Source organism: Trabulsiella odontotermitis, assembly GCF_001297775.1.
Classification (GTDB): domain Bacteria; phylum Pseudomonadota; class Gammaproteobacteria; order Enterobacterales; family Enterobacteriaceae; genus Trabulsiella; species Trabulsiella odontotermitis.
In genome coordinates this window covers 83235-98210 of sequence record NZ_LIFX01000005.1, presented here as the reverse complement: position 1 = coordinate 98210, position 14976 = coordinate 83235, and the positions used below count along the sequence as shown (strand labels likewise).

Here is a 14976-nt window from a genome sequence, read left to right as displayed (position 1 = left end):
ATAATTGCCGGAAAAAAAGGCGACTTGCGCCGCCTTTTTAAACACTTAGAAAGCCGTTTTACACCGCTTTTACCGCATCAGCGATACGGTGAGCAAAGGCGGTAACTTGTGCATCATCTTCGCCTTCTACCATCACACGAATTAACGGTTCGGTACCGGATTTACGCAACAGTACGCGGCCACGCCCTGCCAGCGCCGTTTCAACTTCTGCAGTGACGCTTTTCACGGTGTCATTCTCCAGCGGGTTCGCGGAATCAGCACTGTAGCGTACGTTGACCAGCACCTGCGGGAACATCTTCATACCACTGCACAGATCGTACAGGCTCATATGGTTACGCACCATTGCCGCAACCACCTGCAGGCCAGCCACGATACCGTCGCCAGTGGTGGTTTTATCCAGCAGGATGACGTGGCCGGAGTTCTCCGCACCGATGCGCCAGCCTTTCTCCTGCAGCAGTTCCAGGACATAACGGTCGCCGACTTTGGCGCGTGCGAACGGAATACCCAGTTGCTTCAGCGCCAGCTCCAGCCCCATATTGCTCATCAGCGTGCCTACGGCACCACCGCGCAGCTGACCCTGACGCAGTCCTTCACGGGCGATGATGTAGAGGATCTGATCGCCATCAACTTTGTTGCCCTGGTGATCGACCATAATCACGCGGTCGCCGTCGCCATCAAACGCGATGCCGAGATCAGCTTTTTCAGCCAGAACGCGAGTTTGCAGCGCACGAACGTCCGTTGCGCCCACGCCTTCGTTGATATTGACGCCATCCGGCTCGCAGCCCATGGTAATCACTTTCGCGCCCAGTTCGCGGAACACGCTCGGCGCAATGTGGTAGGTGGCGCCGTTCGCGCAGTCAACCACCACTTTCAGGCCGTTCAGGCTTAATTCGTTCGGGAAGGTCGCTTTGCAGAATTCAATGTAACGGCCCGCCGCATCGACAATACGGCTCGCCTTACCGAGTTCCGCGGAATCCACACAACTGATCTCTTTTTCCAGTTCCGCTTCAATGGCCTCTTCAACGTCATCCGGCAGTTTGGTGCCGTCGATGGAGAAGAATTTGATCCCGTTGTCGTAATACGGGTTGTGGGAGGCGGAAATCACAATACCGGCTTCGGCGCGGAAAGTGCGCGTCAGGTAAGCCACCGCCGGTGTTGGCATTGGCCCGGTGAATGAGGCAGACAACCCGGCGGCTGCCAGTCCCGCTTCCAGCGCCGACTCCAGCATATAGCCGGAAATACGCGTGTCTTTACCGATAATCACTTTGCGCGATCCATGACGCGCCAGCACCTTCCCCGCCGCCCAGCCGAGCTTCAGAACGAAATCAGGGGTAATCGGCGCGTCGCCAACACGACCACGGATACCATCGGTGCCAAAATATTTACGATTACTCATAGCGTTTATTTTCCCTTGCTGACAGCGTCGCTTCGACTACGCGCATCGCTTCTACCGTTTCTTTTACATCATGGACGCGAATGATTTGTGCGCCCTGCATCGCCGCGATCACCGCACAGGCAAGGCTTCCACTCAAACGCTCAGACGGCCCCACGTTCAACAACTGGCCCACCATCGATTTACGCGACATGCCCACTAACAACGGCAGACCAAAGTGATGAAATTCGGACAGTCGTGCGAGCAAGGCATAATTGTGGGAGAGATTTTTACCGAAACCGAATCCCGGGTCGAGCAACAATTTCTCTTTTGCGATGCCTGCCCGCTCACAACGTGCGATCTGCTCAATAAAGAACCGATTTACATCCGCGAAAACATCATCGTAGTGCGGCGCTTCCTGCATGGTTTTCGGTTGACCCTGCATATGCATCAGGCAGACAGGCAGCCCCGTTTCCGCCGAGGCTTCCAGCGCGCCCGGCTCGGTGAGTGAGCGGATATCATTAATAATGTGAGCGCCCACTCTCGCCGATTCGCGGATCACGTCTGGTTTTGAGGTATCGACGGAAATCCAGACTTCAAAGCGCTGCGCGATGGCTTCAACCACCGGGATCACACGCGCCAGCTCTTCTTCGACACTTACGTCTGCCGCTCCGGGACGTGTTGATTCACCCCCCACATCGATGATGGTCGCCCCCGCGTTAATCATCAGATTGGCATGTTTGACCGCGTCCACCAGCGTGTTGTGCGTACCGCCATCGGAAAAGGAATCAGGCGTAACGTTAAGGATCCCCATGACATGAGGAAAATTGAGGTCAAGTTCTGAGCCCTGTGCAGTCAGTTTCATTGTCTTGTCCCTGGTATTTTTAGGGTTATTTGAATATGAAAAACCCCGGGGCAAGCCCCAGGGTTTCAGACAGAGAATACGTCATCAACAGCAATGACTTATTTGTCACCCAACTGTTCTGACATGGTATTGCCCGGGTTTGGCGTACGCGGTTCATCGACCGGACGCGGCGCACGCGGGGTGCCGTTATTGTCAGAATTGTTCGGCGTATTGGGATCTTCCCAGCCTGCCGGTGCGCGGACTTCGCGACGCGCCATCAGGTCGTCGATCTGCGGCGCATCGATGGTCTCATACTTCATGAGCGCATCTTTCATGGCATGCAGGATGTCCATGTTGTCGTTCAGGATCTGACGAGCACGATTGTAGTTACGTTCAATCAGCGCTTTCACTTCCTGGTCGATGATACGCGCGGTCTCGTCGGACATATGCTTGGCTTTAGCCACGGAACGACCCAGGAAGACTTCGCCCTCTTCCTCTGCATACAGCAGCGGACCGAGTTTGTCGGAGAAGCCCCACTGCGTCACCATGTTACGCGCCAGGTTAGTCGCGACTTTAATGTCGTTAGACGCACCGGTCGAAACATGTTCCACACCGTAGATGATCTCTTCCGCCAGACGACCGCCATACAGCGTTGAAATCTGGCTTTCCAGTTTCTGACGGCTGGCGCTGATCGCGTCGCCTTCCGGCAGGAAGAAGGTCACACCGAGCGCGCGTCCACGCGGGATAATCGTCACTTTGTGTACCGGATCGTGTTCTGGCACCAGGCGACCAATAATCGCATGACCCGCTTCGTGGTACGCCGTGGATTCTTTCTGCGCTTCCGTCATCACCATGGAGCGACGTTCCGCACCCATCATGATTTTGTCTTTCGCTTTCTCGAATTCCACCATCGATACCACGCGTTTGTTGCCACGCGCGGCAAACAGCGCGGCTTCGTTCACGAGGTTTGCGAGGTCAGCGCCCGAGAAGCCAGGTGTACCACGGGCAATGATCGCGGCATCAATATCCGGCGACAGCGGTACGCGACGCATGTGCACTTTCAGGATCTGCTCACGACCACGAACATCCGGCAGACCGACCACTACCTGACGGTCGAAACGGCCAGGACGCAGCAGCGCAGGGTCCAGAACGTCAGGACGGTTAGTAGCAGCGATAACGATGATACCTTCGTTGCCTTCGAAACCGTCCATCTCAACCAGCATCTGGTTCAGAGTCTGTTCACGTTCATCGTGACCACCACCGAGCCCGGCACCACGCTGGCGACCCACGGCATCGATTTCATCGATGAAGATAATGCAAGGTGCTGCCTTCTTGGCCTGTTCGAACATGTCACGCACACGAGATGCACCGACACCCACGAACATTTCAACGAAGTCAGAACCGGAAATCGTAAAGAACGGCACTTTCGCTTCACCGGCGATCGCTTTCGCCAGCAGCGTTTTACCGGTACCCGGAGGGCCGACCATCAGGACACCTTTCGGGATTTTACCGCCCAGTTTCTGGAAACGGCTTGGCTCGCGCAGGTATTCGACCAGCTCCGCCACCTCTTCTTTTGCTTCGTCGCAACCGGCAACGTCAGCGAAGGTGGTTTTGATCTGATCTTCCGTCAGCATACGGGCTTTGCTTTTACCGAACGACATAGCCCCCTTGCCGCCACCGCCCTGCATCTGGCGCATGAAGAAGATCCAGACGCCAATCAACAGCAGCATCGGGAACCAGGAAATGAAGATAGAAGCCAGCAGGCTCGGCTCTTCCGGCGGTTCACCAACCACTTTGACGTTTTTGGTCAGCAGGTTATCAAGCAGCTTAGGATCGTTAACCGGAATGTAAGTCGTGTAACGGTTACTATCTTTCTTGGTAACGTTGATCTCACGTCCGTTGATACGCGCTTCGCGAACCTGGTCATTATTGACCTCTTGCAGGAAGGTAGAATATTCCACCTTACGGCCATTCGACTCGCTGGGCCCAAAGCTCTGGAATACTGACATCAGCACAACAGCAATGACCAGCCAGAGTATTAGGTTTTTCGCCATGTCACTCAAGGGATTAACCTCTTATTACAACTGTGTTAAAAACAGCGTCAGGATACTCTATATCCAGCGTCTTTCAAAATTTCACCTGAAATCCGCTGTCTATTATTTTCGCCCGGTCGCTACAATGTACACTTCACGCGAACGTGCGCGCGAAGAGTCCGGCTTACGAACTTTCACTTTCGTAAACAGGGAGCGAATTTCCCTTAGGTACTCCTCGAAACCTTCGCCCTGGAACACTTTGACTACAAAACTACCGCCTGGCGCCAGTACATCCCGACACATTTCGAGCGCCAGTTCCACCAGATACATGGCCCGCGGGATATCCACCGCGGGGGTTCCACACATGTTCGGTGCCATATCGGACATGACAACCTGTACTTTACTGTCACCCACGCGCTCAAGTAACGCTTTCAGGACTAATTCATCACGAAAATCGCCCTGAAGGAAGTCCACTCCAACGATAGGATCCATAGGTAAAAGATCACACGCGATGATCCGGCCCGTTCCGCCGATTTGCGTGACCGCATATTGCGACCAACCACCGGGTGCCGCACCGAGATCGACCACCGTCATTCCCGGCTTAAAAAGCTTGTCACTTTGCTGTATTTCATCAAGTTTAAACCAGGCACGGGAACGCAACCCCTTTTTCTGTGCCTGTTGAACATATTTATCGCTAAAGTGTTCCTGGAGCCAACGGCTTGAGCTGGCAGAACGCTTTTTACCTGTCATTTAACTTTCCATCCGGTTTCATCGTATACACCGACGTAAATTTCGACGCGGCAATTTGGCGATATTAGGGAGATGGCGGTAGAATGTACCGTTTTCAATCCCAACGTAAGTAAAAATATACGATGAATCTGAGTACTAAACAAAAACAGCACCTCAAGGGTCTGGCACATCCGCTCAAGCCAGTAGTAATGCTTGGCAATAATGGTTTGACCGAAGGGGTACTGGCCGAGATTGAACAAGCGTTGGATCACCACGAGCTGATCAAGATTAAGATCGCCTCTGAAGACCGTGAGACGAAAAGCCTGATCGTGGAAGCTATCGTCCGTGAAACCGGCGCCTGCAATGTCCAGGTCATCGGTAAAACACTGGTTCTGTACCGTCCAACCAAAGAGCGAAAAATCTCATTGCCACGCTAAGAATATCCTAAAGTCGCACACAAGGTTGTGTAAAACGAGGGTTCCGCGAGCAGACGAGCAAAATGCCATGCTCTTTACGTTGTTAAAAGGCCGCATCGCGGCCTTTTTCTTATCTTTACAATCTCTCAACACGCCATGTGCTGAGATGAAATCACAGGTATTCCACCTTGATGATTTCGTATTCGACTTCGCCGCCCGGCGTACGGATGACCACAACGTCATCCTGCTCTTTGCCAATCAGGCCGCGCGCGATAGGCGAGTTCACAGAAATCAGATTCTGCTTAAAATCCGCTTCATCATCACCCACGATACGGTAGGTCTGCTCTTCGTCGTTATCGAGGTTCAGAACGCTCACTGTCGCGCCAAAAATCACCCGGCCGTTTTTCGGCATTTTGGTGATGTCGATGACCTGCGCGTTAGACAATTTCGCTTCGATGTCTTTGATACGACCTTCGCAAAAACCCTGCTGCTCTCGCGCGGCATGGTATTCCGCATTTTCTTTCAGATCGCCGTGCTCACGGGCTTCGGCGATGGCCGCAATGATTTCAGGGCGACGAACGGATTTCAGGTACTCCAGTTCTTCGCGTAGTTTTTCGGCACCACGTAAGGTCATCGGAATAGCTTGCATTGGTTATACCTCTTTCATCATTCCTTCGAGGAACGGATTAACGCCGTTCCGGCGCTTCCACCCCGTGAATGGCGGGACAAAAGCAAAAGAAAACTGACCCGGGGAAAAACCCCAGGTCAGCAGCAATTTTTTCATTTGATACGCATTTTAACCTGAAGTTCACTATGGGTCATCGTTTACTTTTCAGGGCAATGCGCCGTAGTATGGCGGCTGGTTTCCAGGTTGTTAGCGCGGGATTATGCGATTTTCCAGATTTATCATCGGATTGACCACCAGTATAGCGTTCGGTGTGCAGGCGGCGAATGTTGACGAATACGTTAACCAGCTTCCCGCAGGTGCCAATCTTGCGCTTATGGTTCAAAAAGTCGGCGCACCGTCGCCAGAGATTGACTATCACGCTCAGCAGATGGCGTTACCGGCCAGTACACAGAAAGTGATTACGGCACTGGCAGCGCTGCTCCAGCTCGGCCCGGACTTTCGTTTTACGACCACACTGGAAAGTAAGGGTAGCGTACAAAGTGGCGTTCTGAAAGGCGACCTTATCGCCCGTTTCGGTGGCGATCCGACGCTAAAACGTCAGGATATCCGCAATATGGTGGCCGTTCTGAAGCGATCTGGCGTCGAAAAAATCGAGGGAAATCTCCTCATCGACACCTCCATTTTTGCCAGTCATGACAAAGCGCCTGGCTGGCCGTGGAACGACATGACGCAGTGTTTTAGCGCGCCGCCCGCCGCCGCGATTGTCGATCGTAACTGTTTCTCGGTGTCACTTTATAGCGCGCAAAAACCCGGCGATCTGGCGTTCATTCGCGTCGCGTCTTACTACCCGGTCACCATGTTCAGCCAGGTGCGTACACTGGCGCGTGGCTCTGGCGATGCTCAGTACTGCGAACTTGACGTCGTGCCAGGTGATCTCAACCGTTTCACGCTGACAGGTTGCCTGCCGCAGCGCAGCGAACCTTTGCCGCTGGCATTTGCCATTCAGGATGGCGCGGCTTACGCCGGGGCCATTCTGAAAGACGAGCTCAAACAGGCAGGCATCAGCTACACCGGCACCCTGCTGCGCCAGACGCTCCCCGGTGAACCGGGCACGGTGATCGCCAGCAAGCAGTCAGCGCCGCTGCATGACCTGCTGAAAATCATGCTGAAAAAATCAGATAACATGATTGCCGATACCGTATTTCGTATGATTGGTCATGCACGTTTCGGCGTGCCGGGCACCTGGCGGGCGGGCTCCGATGCCGTGCGGCAGATCCTTCGTCAGCAGGCAGGGGTAGACTTAGGTAATACGATTATTGCCGACGGTTCCGGGTTATCACGCCATAACCTGCTCGCCCCGGCGACGATGATGCAGGTGTTGCAGTACATCGCCCAGCATGACAACGAACTGAATTTCATCACTATGTTGCCGCTCGCCGGTCACGACGGTTCGCTGCAATACCGTGCGGGTCTGCACGCGGCAGGGGTGGATGGAAAAGTCTCGGCGAAAACGGGATCGCTACAGGGCGTTTATAACCTTGCCGGTTTCATCACCACCGCCAGCGGTCAGCGCATGGCCTTTGTGCAGTACCTTTCCGGCTATGCGGTAGAGCCTGCCGATCAGCGCAACCGCCGAATTCCGTTGGTTCGCTTTGAAAGCCGGTTGTACAAAGATATTTATCAGAATAACTAATGTAAAAGGCTCCCGTCGGGAGCCTTTCTGACTTAACGCTTGTAGATAAATTCGACACCTTCTTCGTCGTCTTCATCCCAGTCGTCGTCCCAGTCTTCATCGTCCTCGACGTCTGTCTCTTCGAGCTGTTCACGGTGATAGTCATCCCACATAAACTCGACTTTCTCTGCGACTTTCTCTTCTTCGGTCTGAACAATCGGATTTTCGATGATAAAGGTCATCACGTCCCAGCACAGATCTTTCACGCCGACCTGGCTCGCCGCAGAGATAAGATAATACTTATCTTCCCAGCCCAGGGCTTCCGCGATAGCTTTCGCCTTCGCTTCCGCAGTCGCTTTATCCATCAGGTCGATCTTATTGAAGACCAGCCAGCGCGGCTTGGAGGCCAGTTTTTCACTGTATTTCTCCAGCTCGCCAGTGATGATACGGGCATTTTCCACCGGATCGGAACCGTCGATCGGCTCGATATCGATGAGATGCAGCAGTACGCGGCAGCGTTCAAGGTGCTTCAGGAAGCGAATTCCCAGACCTGCGCCTTCAGCAGCGCCTTCAATCAGCCCGGGGATGTCAGCGACCACGAAGCTCTTCTCGTTATCCATACGGACAACGCCCAGACTCGGCACCAGCGTGGTAAACGGATAGTCCGCCACTTTCGGCTTCGCTGCAGATACTGCGCGGATAAACGTGGATTTACCGGCATTCGGCATGCCCAGCATACCGACGTCCGCCAGCAGCATCAGCTCCAGTTGCAGGTCGCGCTTGTCGCCCGGCGTACCCATTGTTTTCTGACGCGGGGTACGGTTGACGGAGGATTTAAAACGGGTGTTGCCCAGGCCGTGCCAGCCGCCCTTCGCGACCATCAGGCGCTGACCGTGTTTGGTCATGTCGCCCATGACTTCACCAGTGCCCTGGTCGATAACGCGCGTTCCGACCGGCACCTTCACGGTGACGTCCTGACCACGTTTACCGGTACAGTCGCGGCTCTGGCCGTTCTGCCCGCGCTCAGCGCGGAAGGCTTTTTCGAAACGATAGTCGATCAGCGTGTTGAGGTTTTCATCCGCCTCAAGCCAGACATCGCCGCCGTCGCCGCCATCGCCGCCATCCGGGCCACCTTTCGGAATGTATTTTTCGCGGCGGAAGCTGACGCAACCATTACCGCCATCACCTGCGACCACAAGGATCGTTGCTTCATCAACAAACTTCATTTTACTCTCCGTAAATCATTCGCCTGAGCGCGGCAAGGGTATCACCGCTTCACGCTTGCGCCAGCGTCCCCAAAGACGATGACCAATGGCGGAATACATCGCGCCCGCAACCACGACAAACGCACCGAGATAACCTAAAAGGTTTAACATCGGTCTGGCGAAGAAATCGGGCCAGGCCAGTGACAATAAATCTGAAAATAACAGCGTAAATAAGGGGGTAAGCGTGATTAACGCGCTCACCTGTGCCGCCTGCCAGCGCGCCATGGCCTCAGCCAGCGCACCGTAACCCACCAGGGTGTTCAACCCGCAGAAAATCAGGCAGGCCAGTTGCCAGTTGTTCAGCGCAAACACTTGCCCGGGTTCAGCCAGCGGCAACAACGCTATTGTACATAAAGTGTACAGCAAAAAGAGGATCTGCTGTGACGCCAGACGGCGCAATAACACCTTTTGCGCGACGCCATAGCTCACCCACACGGTGGCTGCGGCAACGCCGAAAATCACGCCCCAGGTGTAGTCCGTCAGACGGGTAAAAATTTCAATCAGGCTGGTGTTGAAGAACATCACCAGGCCACTGAGCAGCATCAGCGCGCCAATCACCTGGGTGCCGCGCATTTTCTCTTTGAGGATGAAAACGCTCGCCACCATCATGCCGACCGGCGACAACTGACCAATCACCTGCGACGCCGTCGGGCTAAGGTATTGCAGGGAAGAGCTGAACAAAATGAAGTTTCCGAACAGACCGCCCGTGGCAATGGCTAACAGCACCAGCCAGCGCGGTTTTCGAAAAATACGCAGCGGCGGGAGTTTTCCTTTAACCGCCAGGATCGCCCCCAGGCCAATGCTTGCCATCAGAAAGCGATAGAACACCACTGTCGGCGGCTCCATCACTTCAAGCACCTGTTTCATGGCGATTGGCAACGCGCCCCAGCAAATCGCTGTGGTGAGCGCCAAAAGAATACCAATGCCTGCCTGCTGCTTCATGCCCGTTGTTTCCTGCAGAAATTTTACCGGACTTCCAATGTAAAAAGCCCCGCAACACGTTGCGGGGCTTTAATCCGTTACCGGACCGAGAAAACCTTACTCAGCAACGATGCTGATGTATTTACGGTTGTTCGGGCCTTTAACTTCGAATTTCACTTTACCGTCTGCTTTAGCAAACAGAGTGTGGTCACGACCGCAACCTACGTTAGTGCCAGCGTGGAATTTGGTGCCACGTTGACGAACGATGATGCTACCCGCCAGAACGGATTCGCCGCCGAAACGCTTAACGCCCAGGCGTTTAGCTTCTGAATCGCGACCGTTACGAGTGGAGCCGCCAGCCTTTTTATGTGCCATTTAAATCTCTCCTCAGGTCTTAGGCGCTGATGCCAGTAATTTTCACGTCAGTGAACCACTGACGGTGGCCCTGCTGCTTACGGTAGTGTTTACGGCGACGAAACTTAACGATTTTAACTTTCTCGCCACGACCGTGAGCAACAACTTCAGCTTTGATTACGCCGCCATCAACGAAAGGAACGCCGATTTTGACTTCTTCACCGTTTGCGATCATCAGAACTTCAGCGAATTCAACAGATTCGCCAGTTGCGATGTCCAGCTTTTCCAGGCGAACGGTCTGACCTTCGCTTACTCGGTGTTGTTTACCACCACTTTGGAAAACCGCGTACATATAAAACTCCGCTTCCGCGCACGTAATCGTGTGATTCAGAGTGCGCTATAAATATTCACAATAGGGCGCGAATATTACGCAAAACGCGCGGCTTTGACAAGTGTGATCGTCAATCCATGCAGAAAAAAAACACAACTGGCACGGCAACGTTTATCTGGCGCGTTTTTTCAGTACAATCATGTCTACAATTCTAAGGTAAACCCTACGCTTTCTCCTGAGAGTCAGCGGTAAACAGGACATTTAGCCCGGCTTTTGCGATGAATTTAGAAAAAATCAATGAGTTAACCGCGCAAGACATGGCGGGAGTCAATGCGACAATTCTCAAACAGCTCAATTCCGACGTGCAGTTGATCAGTCAACTGGGGTACTACATCATCAGCGGCGGCGGTAAACGCATCCGACCGATGATTGCGGTACTGGCTGCGCGCGCGGTGGGCTATGAGGGTAACGCTCACGTCACTATCGCTGCGCTGATCGAGTTTATCCACACGGCTACCCTACTTCATGACGATGTTGTGGATGAGTCCGACATGCGACGCGGTAAAGCCACCGCCAATGCCGCATTTGGTAACGCCGCCAGCGTGCTGGTAGGTGACTTCATCTATACCCGCGCGTTTCAGATGATGACCAGCCTCGGTTCGCTGAAAGTTCTGGAAATCATGTCCGAGGCGGTCAACGTGATCGCCGAAGGGGAAGTGCTGCAGTTGATGAACGTCAACGACCCTGACATCACCGAAGCGAACTACATGCGCGTCATCTATAGCAAGACCGCGCGGTTGTTCGAAGCGGCGGCCCAGTGCTCCGGTCTGCTGGCGAACTGTACGCCAGAACAGGAGAAAGGGTTGCAGGATTATGGTCGCTACCTGGGCACCGCGTTCCAGTTGATCGACGATCTGCTGGATTACAGCGCTGACGGCCAGACGCTGGGTAAAAACGTCGGTGATGACCTGAATGAAGGCAAACCGACGCTGCCGCTGCTGCATGCGATGCGTCACGGTACCGCTGAACAGGCGGCGATGATCCGCAGCGCCATTGAGCAGGGTAACGGACGGCATTTACTGGAACCCGTGCTGGAAACCATGGCTTCCTGCGGTTCCCTTGAATGGACGCGTACCCGCGCGGAAGAGGAAGCGGATAAAGCCATTACCGCACTTCAGGTTCTGCCCGATACTCCCTGGCGCGACGCGCTTATCGCCCTTGCCCACATCGCTGTTCAGCGCGATCGTTAATTGACATGTTCTCGTACAAAAGTGCGAGAACATTCCAATAAAACAATCATTATTTTCTCGTAGTTCCCTGATACCTTGATATTTTCCGAATCTTACATCACTTTACTTGAACTTTTTAGAACAAATCTTCTTCCGGCGTTATAGTAACCGGGTCGCAGTACGCGGCGACACTCTGATAACGTCAATTACAGGGAGAAAAAATGGATAAGTTTATTGACTGGCATCCGGCCGATATCATTTCAGGATTACGCAAAAAAGGTACGTCACTGGCGGCGGAGTCCCGAAAAAACGGACTTAGCTCGTCGACGCTCGCCAATGCCCTGACCCGACCCTGGCCAAAAGGTGAAGTGATTATCGCGACAGCGCTTGAGACCGATCCCTGGATTATCTGGCCTTCCCGGTATCATGATCCCATCACGCATGAGTTTATCGACAGAACGCGCCTGATGCGGCAACGCAACAAGAAGTAACTGTGGCAGCAACCCCCTTGCCAGCACGGCAGGGGGCTGCGTTTTCAGAGAGATTCGCGTTACTCGCCTTTCACGCGCTCAATATTCGCGCCCAGCGCACGCAGTTTGTCTTCAATGCGCTCGTAACCGCGATCGATATGATAGATACGATCAACCACCGTGGTGCCTTCCGCGATACACCCTGCCAGCACCAGACTGGCCGATGCGCGCAGATCCGTCGCCATCACCTGCGCCCCGGACAACGTTTCAACACCGTGGCAGATAGCCGTGTTGCTTTCGATCTCCGCATGCGCACCCATACGAATCAGCTCAGGAATGTGCATAAAGCGGTTTTCAAAGATGGTTTCGGTGATCACACCGGTGCCTTCAGCAACCAGGTTCAGCAATGTGAACTGGGCCTGCATATCCGTCGGGAAGCCCGGATGCGGCGCAGTACGCACGTTCACCGCTTTCGGGCGTTTGCCGTGCATGTCGAGGCTGATCCAGTCTTCACCGGTTTCGATTTCCGCACCGGCTTCACGCAGTTTTGCCAGCACCGCATCCAGCGTATCCGGTTGGGCGTTGCGGCACATGATTTTACCGCCAGAAATGGCTGCCGCGACGAGGAACGTGCCGGTTTCGATACGATCCGGCAGGACGCGGTAAACACCGCCGCCAAGACGGGTAACACCGTCAATGGTGATGCGATCGGTACCCTGCCCGCTGATTTTCGCGCCCAGCGTATTGAGGAAGTTTGCGGTATCGACAATCTCCGGCTCACGGGCCGCGTTTTCGATAATGGTCGTCCCTTCCGCCAGCGTCGCCGCACTCATGATGGTGACGGTCGCACCCACGCTGACTTTGTCCATGACGATATGCGCGCCTTTCAGGCGGCCATTCACAGACGCTTTGACGTAACCTTCTTCCAGCTTAATTTCAGCGCCCAGTTGCTCAAGGCCGCTGATATGCAGATCCACCGGACGTGCGCCGATCGCACAGCCGCCTGGCAGAGAAACCTGCCCCTGCCCGAAACGCGCCACCAGCGGACCCAGCGCCCAGATGGACGCGCGCATGGTTTTGACCAGCTCGTAAGGGGCGCAGTAAACGTCGACCGGACCGGCGTCGATCCAGACGGAGCCGTTACGCTCAACTTTGGTGCCGAGCTGGCTCAGCAGTTTCATCGTGGTGTCGATGTCTTTCAGCTTCGGTACGTTCTGGATCTCTACCGGCTCTTCCGCCAGCAGCGTAGCGAAGAGGATAGGAAGCGCGGCGTTTTTTGCACCTGAGATGGTGACTTCGCCCTGGAGCCGCGTGGGCCCCTGCACACGAAATTTATCCATTAATTCTGGTCTCTGTTAAGAATTCACATTTGCCGGAGCGCAGTCGCTCCGGCTCAAAAGCCGTTCAGTTTGCGATCGCGTTCCCACTCTTGCGGCGTATACGCTTTGATCGACAGCGCATGGATGCGGTTATCCGCAATGTATTCCATCAGCGGGCCATAGATGGTTTGCTGTTTCTTGACCCGGTTCATTCCGTCAAACAACTCACCCACAGCAATAACCTGAAAGTGACTGCCATCGCCAGAGACGTGGACTTCCTTTAGCGAGAGTGCGTTCATCAGCACTGTCTGAATTTCATGATTTTCCATGGGTTCAAATTTCATCTGGTTAGGTAAACAGCTCATCATCTTAGTGGAAAGTGGCGCTGTCTTAAACAAGCAAAAAGCCCCATTCTGAAAAACAATGGGGCTTTGAATAATAACGTACTGAAAGAATTACGGGATCATATCCGCAGGCAGGTTATATAACTGAGCCAGCGTCTGCATATTTTCGCTTTTTCCGCTGAGGCTGACCGTTCTGCCCTGCGCGCGGATATCCGCAATCAGGTGGATCAGCAACGCCAGCCCGGCGGTATCCACGCGGGTCACACCGGCCAGGTCGATCACGTCCACCTCTTTGGTCGCGTCAGCGCGGGCATTCCACAGTGGAACCAGCCAGTCCTGATCCAGCTCGCCATACAACGACAGACGGCCGTTTTCGCGATTCCAGCTCAGTTCGTTTGCCATTATTTCTTCTGTTCCAGGGTGATCGGCTGTTTCGCGATGGACTGCAGTTGCGCCGTAAGACCATCAACGCCTTTGGTACGCAGCAGGTCACTCCACTCATTTTGCTTGGTGGTGATCATGCTGACGCCTTCCGCGATCATGTCATACGCCTGCCAGTTACCGCTCTGGCTGTTTTTACGCCACTGGAAATCCAGACGCACTGGCGGACGGCCGTTCGGATCGATAATGGTCACGCGGATCGGCACGATAGTCGCATCGCCCAGCGGCTGCTCAGGCGCAATCTGGTAAGTCTGGCCGTGATACATCGCCAGCGCCTGGCCGTAAGCCTGTTTCAGATATTCACGGAACGCCGCGAAGTACGCGTCACGCTGCGCAGGTGTTGCTTCTTTATAGTAACGCCCCAGCACCAGCGCCCCGGCATATTTGACCTGGACATACGGCAACAGCTCCTGGTCGACGACCTGACGCAGGTAGTCCGGGTTAGAGCGAATTTGCGGCTGTTCATTTTTGAGGCGGTCGAAGGTCTTCTGCGCCGCCTCATTCATCAATTTGTAGGGGTTAGACTGGTCGGCTGCATTTGCTGCCGTCAATGGCGCAAGCACCAACATGCCAACCATCAGTAAACGTTTAAACATGTCTTCATTCTC

At 54.2% G+C, this 14976-nt stretch carries 18 protein-coding genes; 4 read left to right on the top strand and 14 right to left on the bottom strand.

Annotation, left to right across the window (positions count from 1 at the left end; genetic code table 11):
* Positions 1-58: 58 nt before the first annotated feature.
* From glmM to rlmE, 4 genes are all read right to left on the bottom strand, one after another.
* A complete protein-coding gene (glmM, locus tag AOY23_RS07840) occupies positions 59-1396 on the bottom strand; it encodes a phosphoglucosamine mutase (RefSeq protein ID WP_038160912.1) in 1338 nt (445 codons plus the stop codon).
* Complete coding sequence (gene folP, locus AOY23_RS07835) at positions 1389-2237, bottom strand: dihydropteroate synthase (RefSeq protein ID WP_054179006.1); 849 nt, start codon at positions 2235-2237, stop codon at positions 1389-1391. Before folP ends, glmM begins: the two co-directional genes overlap by 8 nt.
* Positions 2238-2335: 98 nt before the next feature.
* Positions 2336-4270, bottom strand: a complete 1935-nt coding sequence (gene ftsH / locus AOY23_RS07830) for an ATP-dependent zinc metalloprotease FtsH (RefSeq protein ID WP_038160907.1) — start codon at positions 4268-4270, stop codon at positions 2336-2338.
* A 102-nt stretch (positions 4271-4372) separates the two neighbouring features.
* Complete coding sequence (rlmE, locus tag AOY23_RS07825; protein ID WP_054179007.1) at positions 4373-4999, bottom strand: 23S rRNA (uridine(2552)-2'-O)-methyltransferase RlmE; 627 nt, start codon at positions 4997-4999, stop codon at positions 4373-4375.
* Between the two features lie 122 nt (positions 5000-5121).
* On the opposite strand from rlmE, the gene yhbY reads away from it, so the two are divergent.
* The gene (gene yhbY / locus AOY23_RS07820; protein ID WP_038160901.1) at positions 5122-5415 is read left to right on the top strand and encodes a ribosome assembly RNA-binding protein YhbY; all 294 of its coding nucleotides are present in this window, start codon (positions 5122-5124) and stop codon (positions 5413-5415) included.
* 151 nt (positions 5416-5566) lie between these two features.
* Here the strand turns inward: yhbY and greA are convergent, their stop codons facing one another.
* The gene (greA, locus tag AOY23_RS07815; protein WP_049848895.1) at positions 5567-6043 is read right to left on the bottom strand and encodes a transcription elongation factor GreA; all 477 of its coding nucleotides are present in this window, start codon (positions 6041-6043) and stop codon (positions 5567-5569) included.
* Between the two features lie 3 nt (positions 6044-6046).
* Complete coding sequence (locus tag AOY23_RS23105; protein ID WP_268807189.1) at positions 6047-6178, bottom strand: hypothetical protein; 132 nt, start codon at positions 6176-6178, stop codon at positions 6047-6049.
* A 103-nt stretch (positions 6179-6281) separates the two neighbouring features.
* On the opposite strand from AOY23_RS23105, the gene dacB reads away from it, so the two are divergent.
* Complete coding sequence (gene dacB, locus AOY23_RS07810) at positions 6282-7715, top strand: serine-type D-Ala-D-Ala carboxypeptidase (RefSeq protein WP_054179008.1); 1434 nt, start codon at positions 6282-6284, stop codon at positions 7713-7715.
* Positions 7716-7747: 32 nt separating this feature from the next.
* On the opposite strand, the gene cgtA is transcribed toward dacB, so the two are convergent.
* The 4 genes from cgtA to rplU all read right to left on the bottom strand — a co-directional run bounded on the left by cgtA (position 7748) and on the right by rplU (position 10586).
* Positions 7748-8920 (bottom strand): Obg family GTPase CgtA, encoded by a 1173-nt coding sequence (gene cgtA, locus AOY23_RS07805; RefSeq protein ID WP_054179009.1) that lies wholly within the window; start codon positions 8918-8920, stop codon positions 7748-7750.
* A gap of 15 nt (positions 8921-8935) precedes the next feature.
* Positions 8936-9901 (bottom strand): DMT family transporter, encoded by a 966-nt coding sequence (locus AOY23_RS07800; protein ID WP_054179010.1) that lies wholly within the window; start codon positions 9899-9901, stop codon positions 8936-8938.
* A 96-nt stretch (positions 9902-9997) separates the two neighbouring features.
* Positions 9998-10255: a 50S ribosomal protein L27 gene (gene rpmA, locus AOY23_RS07795; protein WP_003861831.1), complete on the bottom strand. Its 258-nt coding sequence runs from the start codon at positions 10253-10255 to the stop codon at positions 9998-10000.
* A 19-nt stretch (positions 10256-10274) separates the two neighbouring features.
* The gene (gene rplU, locus AOY23_RS07790) at positions 10275-10586 is read right to left on the bottom strand and encodes a 50S ribosomal protein L21 (protein ID WP_003025032.1); all 312 of its coding nucleotides are present in this window, start codon (positions 10584-10586) and stop codon (positions 10275-10277) included.
* Between the two features lie 257 nt (positions 10587-10843).
* On the opposite strand from rplU, the gene ispB reads away from it, so the two are divergent.
* Positions 10844-11815 (top strand): octaprenyl diphosphate synthase, encoded by a 972-nt coding sequence (gene ispB / locus AOY23_RS07785; RefSeq protein ID WP_054179011.1) that lies wholly within the window; start codon positions 10844-10846, stop codon positions 11813-11815.
* A gap of 200 nt (positions 11816-12015) precedes the next feature.
* Complete coding sequence (gene sfsB, locus AOY23_RS07780; protein WP_054179012.1) at positions 12016-12285, top strand: DNA-binding transcriptional regulator SfsB; 270 nt, start codon at positions 12016-12018, stop codon at positions 12283-12285.
* Positions 12286-12344: 59 nt separating this feature from the next.
* Here sfsB and murA read toward each other — a convergent pair whose 3' ends face one another.
* The 4 genes from murA to mlaC form a co-directional block, all read right to left on the bottom strand.
* Complete coding sequence (gene murA, locus AOY23_RS07775; protein ID WP_054179013.1) at positions 12345-13604, bottom strand: UDP-N-acetylglucosamine 1-carboxyvinyltransferase; 1260 nt, start codon at positions 13602-13604, stop codon at positions 12345-12347.
* A 53-nt stretch (positions 13605-13657) separates the two neighbouring features.
* On the bottom strand, positions 13658-13912 hold the full coding sequence (ibaG, locus tag AOY23_RS07770) for a BolA family iron metabolism protein IbaG (RefSeq protein WP_038160952.1): 255 nt from the start codon (positions 13910-13912) through the stop codon (positions 13658-13660).
* Between the two features lie 126 nt (positions 13913-14038).
* On the bottom strand, positions 14039-14329 hold the full coding sequence (mlaB, locus tag AOY23_RS07765; protein WP_054179014.1) for a lipid asymmetry maintenance protein MlaB: 291 nt from the start codon (positions 14327-14329) through the stop codon (positions 14039-14041).
* Positions 14329-14964: a phospholipid-binding protein MlaC gene (mlaC, locus tag AOY23_RS07760; protein WP_054179015.1), complete on the bottom strand. Its 636-nt coding sequence runs from the start codon at positions 14962-14964 to the stop codon at positions 14329-14331. The genes mlaB and mlaC overlap by 1 nt, the downstream gene beginning before the upstream one ends.
* Between the last annotated feature and the right edge of the window lie 12 nt (positions 14965-14976).

Coding starts and splice junctions, on each gene's coding strand:
- glmM (WP_038160912.1), bottom strand. CDS start 1,396: ATGAGTAATCGTAAATATTTTGGCACCGATGGTATCCGTGGTCGTGTT.
- folP (WP_054179006.1), bottom strand. CDS start 2,237: ATGAAACTGACTGCACAGGGCTCAGAACTTGACCTCAATTTTCCTCAT.
- ftsH (WP_038160907.1), bottom strand. CDS start 4,270: ATGGCGAAAAACCTAATACTCTGGCTGGTCATTGCTGTTGTGCTGATG.
- rlmE (WP_054179007.1), bottom strand. CDS start 4,999: ATGACAGGTAAAAAGCGTTCTGCCAGCTCAAGCCGTTGGCTCCAGGAA.
- yhbY (WP_038160901.1), top strand. CDS start 5,122: ATGAATCTGAGTACTAAACAAAAACAGCACCTCAAGGGTCTGGCACAT.
- greA (WP_049848895.1), bottom strand. CDS start 6,043: ATGCAAGCTATTCCGATGACCTTACGTGGTGCCGAAAAACTACGCGAA.
- AOY23_RS23105 (WP_268807189.1), bottom strand. CDS start 6,178: ATGAAAAAATTGCTGCTGACCTGGGGTTTTTCCCCGGGTCAGTTTTCT.
- dacB (WP_054179008.1), top strand. CDS start 6,282: ATGCGATTTTCCAGATTTATCATCGGATTGACCACCAGTATAGCGTTC.
- cgtA (WP_054179009.1), bottom strand. CDS start 8,920: ATGAAGTTTGTTGATGAAGCAACGATCCTTGTGGTCGCAGGTGATGGC.
- AOY23_RS07800 (WP_054179010.1), bottom strand. CDS start 9,901: ATGAAGCAGCAGGCAGGCATTGGTATTCTTTTGGCGCTCACCACAGCG.
- rpmA (WP_003861831.1), bottom strand. CDS start 10,255: ATGGCACATAAAAAGGCTGGCGGCTCCACTCGTAACGGTCGCGATTCA.
- rplU (WP_003025032.1), bottom strand. CDS start 10,586: ATGTACGCGGTTTTCCAAAGTGGTGGTAAACAACACCGAGTAAGCGAA.
- ispB (WP_054179011.1), top strand. CDS start 10,844: ATGAATTTAGAAAAAATCAATGAGTTAACCGCGCAAGACATGGCGGGA.
- sfsB (WP_054179012.1), top strand. CDS start 12,016: ATGGATAAGTTTATTGACTGGCATCCGGCCGATATCATTTCAGGATTA.
- murA (WP_054179013.1), bottom strand. CDS start 13,604: ATGGATAAATTTCGTGTGCAGGGGCCCACGCGGCTCCAGGGCGAAGTC.
- ibaG (WP_038160952.1), bottom strand. CDS start 13,912: ATGGAAAATCATGAAATTCAGACAGTGCTGATGAACGCACTCTCGCTA.
- mlaB (WP_054179014.1), bottom strand. CDS start 14,329: ATGGCAAACGAACTGAGCTGGAATCGCGAAAACGGCCGTCTGTCGTTG.
- mlaC (WP_054179015.1), bottom strand. CDS start 14,964: ATGTTTAAACGTTTACTGATGGTTGGCATGTTGGTGCTTGCGCCATTG.